Raw genomic sequence first — 12,703 nt, 5'->3', positions numbered from 1 at the left:
AGAAGCGCTGGGTGGTGGAGCGCACCCATGCGTGGATGGAGCGCAATCGCAGGCTGGTGATGCACCACGACCGCAAGCCGTTCTACGCTGCCGCTTGGGTCTGGCTGGCGCAGGCTCGCATGCTCCTTGCGCGGCTCAAATGGATTTCTTCTACACCCTCTTGGCGGCCCAAGAGAAAGTTACTGCGCCGCCGGGCGCACATCCCGGCCTCCGCCCTTGGCAAGCAACAGAAGCAACCATAGCCAAAGAAGCGGAAGAAGCCTCAATACCGCGTATGGCTCAACTCAGCAAACAGATCCCCATAGATCCGGTACCGGCTCTCACTGATCCCATCGTTTGCAGGCCCGCGCTTGACCGCATCGATCACCCCGCACCCCGGCTCATGCAGGTGCGTGCAGTTGTAGAACTTGCAGTCCGTGGCATGCGCTGCGATGTCCGGCATGCAGGCCGCCAGCTGCATCGGCGCAATGTGGTGCAGGCCGAAGTCCTGGAAACCCGGCGAGTCGATCAGCGCCGTGGTGCGCTCCTTGTCCATCCAGTACCAGTGCGTGCTGGTCGTGGTGTGCTTGCCCGAATTCAGGGCCTGGGAGATCTCGCCTGTGAGCACCGTGGCGCCCGGCACCAGCAGGTTGATCAGCGTGCTCTTGCCCGAGCCCGAGGGGCCCAGCACCAGCGTGGTCTTGCCCTGGAGGTGCTGCATGAGCAGGGCCCGGTCCACCTCGCTCGACAGGCGCAGCGACAGCGGCAGCACGCCATAGTGCTGGCCCCCGCCCATGTGGCGGTAGGGCAACAGGCGCTCCCAGGCGCGGGCGAAGGGCTCCACCAGGTCGCTCTTGTTGAGCGCGATGATGGGGGTGATCTGCGCCGCCTCGGCGGCGATCAGGGCGCGCGAGAGCTGGCTCTCGGAAAACACGGGCTCGGCCGCGATCAGGATAAGCACCTGGTCCAGGTTGGCCGCGAAGGACTTGGTGCGGATCTCGTCCTGGCGGTAGAACAGGTTGCGCCGCTCCTGGACCTTCTCGATGGTGCCTTCCTCGCCCTGGCCGGGCGGGGGGGCCTGCCAGAGCACGTGGTCGCCCACCACGGCCTGGCTCTTCTTGCCCCGGGGATGGCAGATGCGGCGCTCGCCATCGGGGGTCTCGACCATGCAGTGGCGCCCGTGGCTGGCGACCACCGTGCCTTGCATGAGGGCGCTGCGCTCAGCCATGGTGTTGTTGCCTCACAGGGCGACCAGTGCGTCGAAGCGGGCGGCGCACTCGAAGTCGGTGCTGGAGATGCCCTTGACGTCGTGGGTGTTCAGCCGCACCACGCAGCGGCTGTAGTGCACCGACAGGTCGGGGTGGTGGTCCTGCGCATTCGCCACGAAGGCCACGGCGTTCACGAACGAGATGGTCTCGGAGTAGTTGGCGAAGTGGTAAGTCTTCTCGATGGCCACGTCGGCGCCATCGCCGGCCAGGCTCCAGCCCTCGACCTTGGCCAATTGGGTGACCACCTCGGTGGCAGTCAGTGCGCGGCGCGTGATGGCCGACCAGTCTTTTTTGGGGAGCATGGAGGAAGAAGAGGGCGAAGTCATGGGGCGGGTGCCGGGGTGTGCATGCGCGCCAGCCGCTCGGTGGCAGGCGGGTGCGAATAGTAGAACTTCACGTAGACCGGGTCCGGTGTCAGCGTGGAGGCATTGTCCTCGTACAGCTTGAGCAGGGCCGAGGACAGGTCGGCACCGCTGGCCTGGGCCACGGCGTAGGCATCGGCCTGGAATTCGTGGCGGCGCGACTGGCGCGCGAACAGCGGCGAAATGAAGAAGGTGAACACCGGCACGGCCAGCATGAACAGCAGCAGGGCCAGCGCATCGTTGGGCGCGGCTGCCACGCCCGCGTCGAGCGAGAGGTTGGGCCGCACGCCCAGGCCGGTGTAGAACCACACCTGGTTGGACAGCCAGCCCAGCAGCGCGAAGCCCACCAGGCTCATGGCGAACATGGCCACGATGCGCTGCACGATGTGGCGGTGCTTGAAGTGGCCCAGTTCGTGGGCCAGCACGGCCTCCACTTCGCCGGGCGCCAGCTGGCGCAGCAGCGTGTCGAAGAACACCACCCGCTTGGCCGCGCCAAAGCCCGTGAAATAAGCATTCGCATGCGCGCTGCGGCGGCTGCCGTCCATCACAAACAGCCCCTTGGCCGAGAAGCCGCAGCGCTGCATGAGCGCCGTCACGCGCTGCTTGAGCGACTCGTCCTCCAGCGGCTGGAACTTGTTGAACAGCGGTGCGATGAAGGTCGGGTAGACCACCATCAGGAGCAGGTTGAAGCCCATCCAGAAGCACCAGGCCCACAGCCACCACAGGGGGCCGGCCGCGCCCATGAGCCAGAGGATCAGCGCCACGATGGGCAGCCCGATGGCGGCGCCCACCAGCAGGCCCTTGAACGCGTCAGCCAGCCACAGGCGCCAGGTCATCTTGTTGAAGCCGAAGCGCTCTTCCACCACGAAGGTCTGGTACAGCGACAGCGGCAGGTCGATGAGCCCGCTGATGGCCGCAAAGGCTGCCAGCAGCGCCAGTTGCTGCCACATGCCGCCGCCACCCAGCAGGGACAGCAGCGCCTGGTTCAGCGCATCCAGGCCGCCGAGCAGGGTCCAGCCCATCAGCACCGCGGCGCCGAGCGCCATCTCCAGCATGCCCAGGCGGGTCTTGGTGATGGTGTAGTCGGCCGCCTTCTGGTGTGCGGCCAGGGGAATGCGCTGGGCAAAGGCCGCCGGCACGCTGGCGCGGTGGCGTGCCACATGGCGGACCTGCCGGCTGGCCAGCCAGAACTTGAGCGCCAAGCCGATGAGCAGGGCGGCCGCAAAGCCCAGGGTGAGCAGCATCGAGGGGGAAAAGTCTTCGGAGGTGGGCATGTGCGGCGAGTTTAGGTCATAGGAGACAATGCCGGCCATGTCAGAAGCCAACAACCCCACCCCCGTAAAGCTCGCCAAATCGGACCAGAACCTGGTTTGGCTCGATTGCGAAATGACCGGCCTGGAGCCCGATACCGACCGTTTGCTGGAGATTGCCGTGGTCGTGACCAGCCCGAACCTGGACCTTCGGGTGGAAGGACCGGTGTTCGCCATCCATCAGTCGGATGCATTGCTCAATGGCATGGACGCCTGGAACAAGGGCACCCATGGCCGCAGTGGGCTGATCGACAAGGTCAAGGCATCCACCACCACGGAGGAGGAGGCTGAAGCGCAGATCATCGCCTTCCTCAGCCAGTACGTGCCCAAGGGCACGGCGCCCATGTGCGGCAACAGCATCGGGCAGGACCGGCGCTTTCTGGTGCGCTACATGCCCAAGCTGGAAAAGTTCTTCCACTACCGCAACGTGGACGTCAGCACCTTGAAGGAGCTGGCCAAGCGCTGGAAGCCCGAGGCCTACACCAGCTTCAAGAAGGCGCAAAAGCACACCGCCCTGGCCGATGTGCACGAGTCCATCGACGAATTGGCCCACTACCGTGAGCACCTGCTGTCGGTGGGGGCGAAGTAAGCCACCTGAAGCCGCCCCGCCGCGCCCGGTGACGCCGTCAGGCGGCAGGTGGCAGTGGGCACCACCAGTTTGAAAGTTGAAGGGTATTGCGGGGAAACCCTGATCCGTGCAATAATCGCTGGCTGCGCGGGAATGCCCTCGCAGATTGTGCATCTCCCCTCACACACCGGGCTTGCCAGCCGACTGTCCTTCGACAGTGCAGGACTGGCGAATAACGCCCACCCGCCTTGGCCTCTGACGCCAGCGCAGGTTTCGTTTGATGGTTGATGTTTTTTAACCATTTGACGAAGCCAATCACGGGCAGCGCCCGTGACCGTCTTCGTGAGAGAAAAATTCATGACCGACACCTCTTTGGTGCAGGGCGAATTCGCGCCTGCCGATACTTCCTTTGCTGCCGACATTTCCGTGCAGTCCTCCGCCCTGGACGCTGCAGTGGCCGTTGCCGCTGAAGCCGACGCCGCCGTGACTGCCGAGCCCAATGGCTTCGTGGAACTGGGCCTGGCACCCGAACTCGTCCAGGCCGTGGCCGACCTGGGTTACACCCAGCCCACCAGCGTTCAGCTCAAGGCCATTCCCCTGGCCATGGGTGCTGGCGCCGATGCCAAGCATTTCATTGACCTGATGGTCTCCAGCCAGACCGGCTCGGGCAAGACCGCGGCCTTCCTGCTGCCCGTGCTGCACACGCTGATCAACCAGCAAGCCGCTGCCGAAGCCGAAGAACGTGCCGCTTTCGAGCGTGCCGTGGCCGAAGCGGCCGAGCGTGGCGAACCCGCTCCCAAGCGCGCCAAGCGCAAGGACCCCACCAGTTCGCGCAACTTCAAGGCCGCCACCCCGGGCGCCCTGATCCTGTGCCCCACGCGTGAACTGGCCCAGCAGGTGGCGCACGACGCCATCGACCTGGTCAAGCACTGCCGTGGCCTGCGCGTGGCCAATGTGGTGGGCGGCATGCCTTACCAACTGCAGATCGCCAAGCTGCAGAACGCAGACCTGGTGGTTGCCACCCCCGGCCGCCTGCTGGACCTGCAGCGCTCGATGCAGATCAAGCTCGACAAGGTGCAGTTCCTGGTTGTCGACGAAGCCGACCGCATGCTCGACCTGGGCTTCTCGGACGACCTGGCCGAACTGAACCAGCTGACCGCCCAGCGCAAGCAGACCATGATGTTCAGCGCCACCTTCGCGCCCCGCATCCAGCAACTGGCCATGCGCGTGATGCACGATGGCGGTTCGTCGGTGCAGAAGGTGACCATCGATTCTCCGCAAGAGAAGCACGCCAACATCAAGCAGGTGCTGTACTGGGCCGACAACGCCCAGCACAAGCGCAAGCTGCTGGACCACTGGCTGCGTGACACCACGATCAACCAGGCCATCGTTTTCGCCAGCACCCAGGTGGAGTGCGACGGCCTGGCCAATGACCTGCAGCAGGAAGGCTTCTCGGCCGTGGCACTGCATGGCGCCCTGAGCCAGGGCCTGCGCAACCGCCGCCTGATGGCGCTGCGCGCTGGCCAGGTGCAGATCCTGGTGGCGACCGACGTGGCTGCACGCGGCATCGACGTGCCCACGATCACCCACGTGTTCAACTTCGGCCTGCCCATGAAGGCCGAGGACTACACCCACCGCATCGGCCGCACTGGCCGTGCCGGCCGCGACGGCCTGGCCGTGACGTTCGCCGAGTTCCGTGACCGCCGCAAGATCTACGACATCGAAGCCTACAGCCGCCAGCAGTTCAAGTCGGAAGTCGTCGCCGGCATGGAGCCCACCCAGCGTGCGCCCCAGGCGCCACGTGGTGGCGACTTCGGCGGTGGCCGTGGCGGCCCAGGCCGCTCGTACGACAACCGTGAAAACCCATCGCGCGGCCGCTTCAATGGCCCTGCGCGTGGCAATGACCGCGGTGGTTTCGGTGGCGGCTTTGGTGGCGGTTTCGCCGGCCGTGGCAGTGACAACAACAACCGCGGCGGCTTCCCCGGCGGCGGCCGTGAAGGTGGCTACCAGGGTGGCAACGGCGGTGGCGGCTATGGCGCTCCCCGTGAAGACCGTGGTTTCGGTGGTGGCGCTCCGCGCCGCGATGCCGAAGGCTATGGCCGCAAGCCAGGCTTCGGCGATGCCGGCCAGGGCCGCTTCGCCCCCCGTGCCGACGCCGGCGCACCGCGTGGCGACTTCGCTCCGCGCAAGCCCGCGTTCTCCAAGCCAGCCGGCGCTGGCGGCGGCAAGCCCTTTGTGGCCCACGATGCACGCAAGCGTCCCGCCCGTCCCGCACGCTGATCGCAGATCCTCCTGCTGAATGAAACCCGCCCCCGGCGGGCTTCACCAAAGGGCTGGCACCGCAAGGTGCCAGCCCTTTTTTGCGCCGGGATGTCGCGGCGGGCCTGATTTCCGGGGCCGTGTCGTCAATAATTGCCCACGGAGGAATTTGTCGTGGTGTCATCTCTATCCTCGGGGGCCGATTACGAGCACATGTTCGAGCTGGCGCCCGTGTCGTTGTGGCTTGAGGACTTCAGCGAGCTCAAACAGCTGTTCGACGGCTGGCGCGCGGAAGGGGTGACCGACATCCGTGCCCACCTGGCCCAGGACCGGGCCCGCCTGCGCCAGTGCAGCGCCTCGCTGCGCGTGCTGCAGGTCAACCGCCGCACGCTGGAGCTGTTCTCCGCCGACAGCCTGGAGCACCTGGTCGCCAACCTCGACAAGGTCTTTCGCGACGACCGGCACGACACGGCATCGCACGAGCTGGCGCAGTTGTGGGATGGGCAACTGGAGTTCTCCAACCAGACGGTGAACTATGCGCTCGATGGCCGGCGCCTGGACGTGCAGGTGCGCGCGCGCATCCTGCCGGGCCACGAGCACGACTGGAGCCGCGTGCTGGTCTCGCTGGAAGACAACACCGCGCAGTTCAACGATGCGCGCCGCATCCAGCGCGGCGAGCAGTACGCGCGCGACCTGTTCGAGCATTCGCCCGTGTCGCTATGGGTCGAGGACTTCAGCGCCGTCAAGAACCTGCTCGATGGCGTGCGTGCCCAGGGCATCGGCGACTTCAAGACCTTCCTCAAGGTGCACCCCGATTTCGTGGGCCGCTGCATGCAGGAGATCCGCGTCATCGACGTGAACCAGCAGACCCTGCGCATGTTTGGCGCCTCCAGCAAGGACATGCTGCTCAACAACATCGGCCGGGTGTTCCGCGGCGAGATGCACGAATCCTTCGGCGAGCAGCTGCAGGACCTGTGGGAGGGCAAGACCTTTCAGCAGCGCGAGGTGACCAACTACTCGCTCTCGGGCGATGCGGTGAACATCCACATGCAGTTCTCGGTGCTCGACAGCCACCGGCACGACTGGGGCCTGGTGCTGCTGTCGCTGGTGGACATCACCGCGCGCAAGAAGGCCGAGGCCTACCTCGAATACCTGGGCAAGCACGACGTGCTGACCCAGCTGCGCAACCGTGCCTTCTATGCCGAAGAACTCAACCGCCTCACGCGCAAGGGCCCCTGGCCACTGTCGGTGATCGCCATCGACCTGAACGGCCTCAAGGTGGTCAACGACGAGCAGGGCCACGCAGCCGGCGACTCCATGCTGCGCCGGGTCGGCGAGGTGCTGGCCAAGGCGGTGGATGCGCCAGCCTGCGCCGCGCGCATCGGCGGCGACGAGTTCACCGTGCTGTTGCCGGGCACCGACGAGCGCGGGGCCCTGGCGCTGCAGGAGCGCATCCTCTCCATGCTCGAGCTGAACAACCAGTTCTACCCCGGCCAGCACCTGAGCCTGGCCATGGGCATCGCCAGTTGCCAGTCTGGCGATGCGGTGGAGGCCACCATCAACCGCGCCGACCAGGCGATGTATGCGGAAAAGAACCGCTACTACCAGCAAAGGGACCACGACCGCCGGCAATCAGGCTCCTGATGCCGGCGCCGCTGGCCGCGGCGGCGTCGCTCAGAGATTGGCGGGTGTTCTGCCGATGTCGGGCCAACGATGGTGCAGGTAGATCCACGACACCAGGCCGATGCACAGCATCAGCAATGAAGACAGCGCCAGCCAGAGGGTGGAGTGCATCACCAGCGGGGCGATCACGCCGGCCACCAGCCCGTTGGCCGTGGAGCCCACGAAGGCCTGCATGGACGAGGCCATGCCCCGGCGTTCGGGGTGCAGATCCAGCACCAGCAGCGTCACCACCGGCACCATCAGTGCCCAGCCGAACGAGAACACGGCGATCGGCAGCAGCGCCCACCAGGCGTAGGGCGGGAACAGCAGGTTGGCCGCCAGATTGAGCACGGCCACCGTGAACATGATGAGAAAGCCGTGGCGGATCTGCCGCTTGGGCGGAATGCGCCCGGCCAGGCGGCCGCTGAGCCAGGCGCCGCCCATGATGCCCGAGATGGTCAGGAAGAAGAACCAGAAGAACTGCGTGGGGGCCAGGCCCAGGTGGTCGCCGAGGAAGGCAGGTGCCGACAGCACGTACAGGAACATGCCATTGAAGGGCACGCCGCTGGCCAGTGCCAGCAGCACGAAGCGTGCGCTCGAACCCAGCTGCACATAGCCCTGCAGCAGGTGGCGCATGTTGAAGGGCTGGCGGTGCTCGATGTGCAGCGTCTCGGGCAGCAGCCGGTAGTTGGCCGTCCACAGCGCCACGCCCACCAGGGTCAGGAACCAGAAGATGCTGTGCCAGCCGGTGTGCACGAACAGCCAGCCGCCGATGATGGGCGCGATCGCCGGGGCCACGCCGAAGTAGATGGTGACCTGGCTCATCACCTTCTGCGCCTGGGCGGGCGGGAACATGTCGCGGATCACGGCGCGCGAGACCACGATGCCGGCACCGGTGGACAGCCCCTGCAGTGCACGGAAGAACACCAGCTGCCCGATGGTCTGCGACAGTGCGCAGCCGGCTGAGGCCAGCGTGAACACCGCGATGCCCCAGAGGATCACCGGCCGGCGCCCGAAGCTGTCGGCCAGGGCGCCGTGGAACAGGCTCATGAAGGCAAAACCGAACAGGTAGGCCGACAGCGTCTGCTGCATCTGCACCGGCGTTGCGCCCAGTGCCGCGGCAATGCCCGAGAACGCGGGGATGTAGGTGTCGATGGAGAACGGCCCCAGCATCCCCAGCACCGCCAGCAGCACCGCCAATGCCCAGCGGGGCGCTTTCCAGAGCAGATGGGCTTGTGGGTTCATGCGAAGAGGGGAGGGCCGGGGGGTCGTGGGGTGCGCCGCAGGTGGGCGGAAATGAGGCCTGGCGTGGTGGGCCCTGCCGTCGATTATGCGGGATGCCGCGCGCCCCGGCGCAACGCCTGCACCAGGTTGGGGCTGATTGGGCATCTGTGGATGGCGCGCACTGCAGGGGGCAAAAACAAGAACGCCGATGCTCCTGTTCGGATGGCATCGGCGCCTTGTGCCTCGCGGCTTAGATTTGGTGGGTCCTGAGTGACTCGAACACTCGACCTACGGATTAAGAGTCCGCTGCTCTACCAACTGAGCTAAGAACCCAAATCTTTTAGTGATCTGTCTGCATCGCTGCAGAGCCTCGAATTATGCACTAGTTTTTGGGGTGTTGGCAAATCCGGTCAAAAATTTCTTCTTTTTTCATCCGTTCACTCACTGCATCGCGTTGCGACTGGCCAGCTCGACGAACAGCGCGCTGTGGTCCAGCTCGCCCAGGCCATGCTCCACGCCCTCGGCATACAACGCCTCGAACAGGGCGGTGACGGGTGCGTCGAAGCCGATCTCCCCTGCGGTCGCCAGGGCGTTGCGCATGTCCTTGAGCTGCACGGTCATGCGGCCCTGGGGCGCGAAGTTGCGCTCCACCATGCGCTGGCCGTGCAACTGCAGGATGCGGCTGTCGGCAAAGCCGCCGCTGATGGCCTCGCGCACCTTGGCCATGTCGGCGCCACCCTTGGCGGCAAACAGCAGCGCCTCGGCCACGGCGCCGATGGTGATGCCCACGATCATCTGGTTGGCCAGCTTGGCGAGTTGGCCGGCGCCATGCGGGCCCACATGCGTGGCGCGCCCGAAGGCGTCGAAGATGGGCTGGGCGCGCGCGAAGTCCTCCGGCCGGCCCCCGGCCATGATGGCCAGGGTGCCGCTCTCGGCGCCCACGGTACCGCCGGAGACCGGGGCGTCCAGGTGGGCGATGCCCATCTCGCCCAGGCGTGCCGCATGGTCGCGCGCCTCGCGCGGCTGGATGGAGGCCATGTCGATGAACAGCGCGTCCCGGCGCAGGGCCTGCGCCGCGCCCAGTTCGAACAACACATGGCCCACCACGGGGCCGTTGGCCAGCAGGCTGATCACCACGTCCGCACCGGCCACGGCGTCGCGCACGTCGGAATGGACGGTGATGCCGCTGGCGGTGAGTGGTTCGGCCGCCTCGCGCGTGCGGTTCCAGGCATGGACTTCGTGGCCGGCGGTGCGCAGCCGGCGCGCCATGGGGGCGCCCATCATGCCGATGCCCAGGACGGCGGTGCGCAGGGGAGGGGTGTTGTTGTTCATGGGTCTGTCTCCTGGTGCGGATGTCTCGGCCTCCATCATCGGCGCTTTTCGCTGCGCCAGCCTGTCATCGGGCTTGCAGTCGATGCCACTTGCCGGGATGATGTGGCGCGAGAGGAGACATACCCATGGCCCTGGACACCCAAACGCCGCACGACCCCGCCTGGCTCGAGCTGATGTACAACAACCGGGCCCTGGTGCCCGAGCATGTGAACTATTTCGCGCGCTGGGCCAAGGAGTCGGCCCAGGTGCGGGCCGAGCATCCCTGCGTACCCGACCTGGCCTACGGCAAGGGCCCGCGCGAGACCCTGGACGTGTTTCCCACCACCCAGTTGCCGCCCGGGTCGGGCAAGGGGGCTCCGGTGCTGGTCTTCATCCATGGCGGCTACTGGCGCGCGCTCGACAAGTCCGACCACTCCTTCATCGCGCCGGCGTTCAACCGCGAGGGTGTCTGCGTGGTGGTGGTCAACTATGCGCTGTGCCCCGGCACGCCCGAGGCGCCGGTCGGCATCCCCCAGATCATGCGGCAGATGGAAAAGGCCATCGCCTGGATCTGGCAGAACATTGGACGCTATGGTGGCGATCCGCACCGCATCACGGTGGCGGGCCACTCGGCCGGCGGGCAACTGGCGGCCATGCTGCTCACCAGCGTCTGGCCCCTGATCGGCAACCTGCCCGACGGCGCGGTGCGCAACGCCCTGTCCATCTCGGGCCTGCACGACCTCGATCCGCTGATGCACACGCCCTTCCTGCAGGAAACGCTCAAGCTCACCGAGCAGCAGGTGCTGCAGTACAGCCCGGCGCGCCTGCAGGCGCCCGGCCAGGGCATGCTGTACTGCGCCGTGGGCGGCGATGAGAGCCCGGAATTCATCCGCCAGGCGCGTCTGGTGCAGGACGCCTGGGGCTCGCACGCCGTGCCGCGCTGCCAGGTGCAAGAGGGGCTGAACCACTTCAGCATCGTCGATGCGCTGGCCAAACCCGGGCACGATGTGCACCACATGGCCCTCATCCTGCTGAGGGCCTGACGCTCCTTCACGCCCCTGCGGGCTTACATCAGCAGGTGCTCACCCGCGTTGTCACCGCCCAGGATCACGTAGTTCACCTTGCGGATGTCCATCAGCTTCTTGCCGCCGGCGTAGCTGATGGAGCTTTGCACGTCCTGTTCCATCTCGACCAGGGTGCCCGCCAGCTTGCCCTTGATGGGTTCGAGGATGCGCTTGCCTTCCACGTGCTTGTACTCGCCCTTGTTGAAGTCGCTGGCCGAGCCGTAGTACTCCTTGAACAGCGCGCCGTCCACCTCCACGGTGTTGCCGGGCGATTCCTCGTGCCCGGCGAAGAGCGAGCCGATCATGACCATGCTTGCGCCGAAGCGGATGCTCTTGGCGATGTCGCCATGGCTGCGGATGCCGCCATCGGCAATGATGGGCTTGGTGGCCACGCGCGCGCACCACTTGAGCGCCGAGAGCTGCCAGCCACCGGTGCCGAAGCCGGTCTTGAGCTTGGTGATGCAGACCTTGCCCGGGCCCACGCCCACCTTGGTGGCGTCGGCACCCCAGTTTTCCAGGTCGATCACCGCTTCGGGCGTGGCCACGTTGCCGGCGATCACGAAGGCCGTGGGCAGCTTGGACTTGAGGTAGTCGATCATGTTCTTCACGCTGTCGGCATGGCCGTGCGCGATGTCGATGGTCACGTACTCGGGCGTGATGCCCGCGGCGGCCAGTTGGTCCACGGTGTCGTAGTCGGGTTGCTTCACGCCCAGCGAGATCGAGGCATAGCAGCCCTTGGCGTGCATGTCGCGCACGAACTGCACGTTGTCCAGGTCGAAGCGGTGCATGACGTAGAAGTAGCCGTTCTGCGCCATCCAGGTGCAGATGCTCTCGTCCACCACCGTCTTCATGTTGGCGGGCACGACCGGCAGGCGGAAGGTGCGCCCGCCCAGCTCCACGCCGGCATCGCATTCCGAACGGCTTTCCACCCGGCACTTGCGCGGCAGCAAGAGAACATTGTCGTAGTCGAAGATTTCCATGAGATTTCCAAGCTCCATCAAAGGACGCAGCAAAAGGATTTTTGCTGCGGTGGGCGCTTGGCCTGGAGACCGGCTCTGCGGTTGCGTCCGAGAAGAACGCAACGAACCCTGCAATGCGCAGGCACAAAAAAACCGGGCTTCAAGAAACTTGGGCCCGGTGATTGATTCTACCCGCCCCAGCCAGCGGCGGTATATCCCTACTGTTATCCCTCCAATAGGGCCTGGCCTATGGCACGCAGCGCGATTGCGCCGCGTCGATGATGCGGCCATCCTTGTCCTGCACCCAGCCCACCAGGTGCAGGCGGTCGGTCTTGGTGCCTTCGGGGATGTAGATCGGGCGCGAGTCGCGCCAGCCCGAGCGCTCGCCCTCGGACAGTGTGTGCGGGTTGTCGAGGGAGCGCTGGTAGACGTTGCGCACCAGGTTGCGGGCCACGGGCGAGCCATCGGTGCCCGCAGGGATGGACTCCACCAGCAGCAGGTAGAAACCGCCCGCATCGGGCCCGGCGGCAGGAGCCGCCCCGCGCGCAGGCACCGGCGAGAAGGCGATGGACGCGCCCACGTAGTCGTTGAAGGCCGGCCCGTGCGACACGCGCAGCCGGCTGCCCTGCACGCCCTGTACGGGGGCGGTGTTCTCGTCTTTCGCCTTCGGGGCGGTGCGGGCCAGCGCGGCCAGGCGTGCCAGGGCATGGGGGGTGGCGGCGGCCGAGGGCGGGGCA

At 66.3% G+C, this 12,703-nt stretch carries 11 protein-coding genes, 1 tRNA gene and 1 pseudogene; 5 read left to right on the top strand and 8 right to left on the bottom strand.

What is annotated here, in order from left to right; genetic code table 11:
* A pseudogene (locus ACK59X_RS14485) lies at window positions 1-137 on the top strand (IS5/IS1182 family transposase); the annotation flags it as partial.
* A gap of 125 nt (window positions 138-262) precedes the next feature.
* On the opposite strand, the gene rsgA reads toward ACK59X_RS14485, so the two are convergent.
* The 3 genes from rsgA to ACK59X_RS14470 are packed head-to-tail and all read right to left on the bottom strand — an operon-like array spanning window position 263 to window position 2,883.
* Window positions 263-1,207: a ribosome small subunit-dependent GTPase A gene (rsgA, locus tag ACK59X_RS14480; protein ID WP_409958118.1), complete on the bottom strand. Its 945-nt coding sequence runs from the start codon at window positions 1,205-1,207 to the stop codon at window positions 263-265.
* Between the two features lie 12 nt (window positions 1,208-1,219).
* Complete coding sequence (locus ACK59X_RS14475; RefSeq protein WP_409958116.1) at window positions 1,220-1,573, bottom strand: 4a-hydroxytetrahydrobiopterin dehydratase; 354 nt, start codon at window positions 1,571-1,573, stop codon at window positions 1,220-1,222.
* Complete coding sequence (locus ACK59X_RS14470; RefSeq protein WP_409958114.1) at window positions 1,570-2,883, bottom strand: M48 family metallopeptidase; 1,314 nt, start codon at window positions 2,881-2,883, stop codon at window positions 1,570-1,572. The genes ACK59X_RS14475 and ACK59X_RS14470 overlap by 4 nt, the downstream gene beginning before the upstream one ends.
* A gap of 37 nt (window positions 2,884-2,920) precedes the next feature.
* On the opposite strand from ACK59X_RS14470, the gene orn reads away from it, so the two are divergent.
* The 3 genes from orn to ACK59X_RS14455 all read left to right on the top strand — a co-directional run bounded on the left by orn (window position 2,921) and on the right by ACK59X_RS14455 (window position 7,390).
* A complete protein-coding gene (orn, locus tag ACK59X_RS14465) occupies window positions 2,921-3,508 on the top strand; it encodes an oligoribonuclease (RefSeq protein WP_409958112.1) in 588 nt (195 codons plus the stop codon).
* Window positions 3,509-3,844: 336 nt separating this feature from the next.
* Window positions 3,845-5,767 carry a DEAD/DEAH box helicase gene (locus tag ACK59X_RS14460; RefSeq protein ID WP_409958110.1) on the top strand — a complete coding sequence of 641 codons (1,923 nt, stop codon included), beginning with the start codon at window positions 3,845-3,847 and terminating at the stop codon, window positions 5,765-5,767.
* Between the two features lie 153 nt (window positions 5,768-5,920).
* A complete protein-coding gene (locus tag ACK59X_RS14455; RefSeq protein ID WP_409958108.1) occupies window positions 5,921-7,390 on the top strand; it encodes a diguanylate cyclase domain-containing protein in 1,470 nt (489 codons plus the stop codon).
* 30 nt (window positions 7,391-7,420) lie between these two features.
* Here ACK59X_RS14455 and ACK59X_RS14450 read toward each other — a convergent pair whose 3' ends face one another.
* The 3 genes from ACK59X_RS14450 to ACK59X_RS14440 form a co-directional block, all read right to left on the bottom strand.
* Window positions 7,421-8,653: a multidrug effflux MFS transporter gene (locus ACK59X_RS14450; protein ID WP_409958106.1), complete on the bottom strand. Its 1,233-nt coding sequence runs from the start codon at window positions 8,651-8,653 to the stop codon at window positions 7,421-7,423.
* A gap of 236 nt (window positions 8,654-8,889) precedes the next feature.
* Window positions 8,890-8,965 (bottom strand) — tRNA-Lys (locus tag ACK59X_RS14445).
* A 108-nt stretch (window positions 8,966-9,073) separates the two neighbouring features.
* A complete protein-coding gene (locus ACK59X_RS14440; protein ID WP_409958104.1) occupies window positions 9,074-9,964 on the bottom strand; it encodes an NAD(P)-dependent oxidoreductase in 891 nt (296 codons plus the stop codon).
* A 125-nt stretch (window positions 9,965-10,089) separates the two neighbouring features.
* On the opposite strand from ACK59X_RS14440, the gene ACK59X_RS14435 reads away from it, so the two are divergent.
* On the top strand, window positions 10,090-10,986 hold the full coding sequence (locus ACK59X_RS14435; RefSeq protein ID WP_409958102.1) for an alpha/beta hydrolase: 897 nt from the start codon (window positions 10,090-10,092) through the stop codon (window positions 10,984-10,986).
* 23 nt (window positions 10,987-11,009) lie between these two features.
* On the opposite strand, the gene ACK59X_RS14430 is transcribed toward ACK59X_RS14435, so the two are convergent.
* Window positions 11,010-11,987 (bottom strand): GMP reductase, encoded by a 978-nt coding sequence (locus ACK59X_RS14430; protein ID WP_409958101.1) that lies wholly within the window; start codon window positions 11,985-11,987, stop codon window positions 11,010-11,012.
* Window positions 11,988-12,213: 226 nt separating this feature from the next.
* Window positions 12,214-12,703, bottom strand: a 490-nt coding sequence (locus ACK59X_RS14425) for a hypothetical protein (protein WP_409958099.1), incomplete at its 5' end; no start/stop codon positions are given.

The sequence above is a fragment of the Acidovorax sp. genome, from assembly GCF_046339755.1.
Lineage (GTDB): Bacteria > Pseudomonadota > Gammaproteobacteria > Burkholderiales > Burkholderiaceae_C > Acidovorax.
The sequence above is the reverse complement of the archived record's forward strand: the minus strand, read 5'-3'. Positions and strand labels throughout refer to the sequence as shown.

Bases quoted from the DNA above. Each gene is read 5' to 3' on its own strand.
- rsgA (WP_409958118.1), bottom strand. From the start codon at position 1,207: ATGGCTGAGCGCAGCGCCCTCATGCAAGGCACGGTGGTCGCCAGCCAC.
- ACK59X_RS14475 (WP_409958116.1), bottom strand. From the start codon at position 1,573: ATGACTTCGCCCTCTTCTTCCTCCATGCTCCCCAAAAAAGACTGGTCG.
- ACK59X_RS14470 (WP_409958114.1), bottom strand. From the start codon at position 2,883: ATGCCCACCTCCGAAGACTTTTCCCCCTCGATGCTGCTCACCCTGGGC.
- orn (WP_409958112.1), top strand. From the start codon at position 2,921: ATGTCAGAAGCCAACAACCCCACCCCCGTAAAGCTCGCCAAATCGGAC.
- ACK59X_RS14460 (WP_409958110.1), top strand. From the start codon at position 3,845: ATGACCGACACCTCTTTGGTGCAGGGCGAATTCGCGCCTGCCGATACT.
- ACK59X_RS14450 (WP_409958106.1), bottom strand. From the start codon at position 8,653: ATGAACCCACAAGCCCATCTGCTCTGGAAAGCGCCCCGCTGGGCATTG.
- ACK59X_RS14440 (WP_409958104.1), bottom strand. From the start codon at position 9,964: ATGAACAACAACACCCCTCCCCTGCGCACCGCCGTCCTGGGCATCGGC.
- ACK59X_RS14435 (WP_409958102.1), top strand. From the start codon at position 10,090: ATGGCCCTGGACACCCAAACGCCGCACGACCCCGCCTGGCTCGAGCTG.
- ACK59X_RS14430 (WP_409958101.1), bottom strand. From the start codon at position 11,987: ATGGAAATCTTCGACTACGACAATGTTCTCTTGCTGCCGCGCAAGTGC.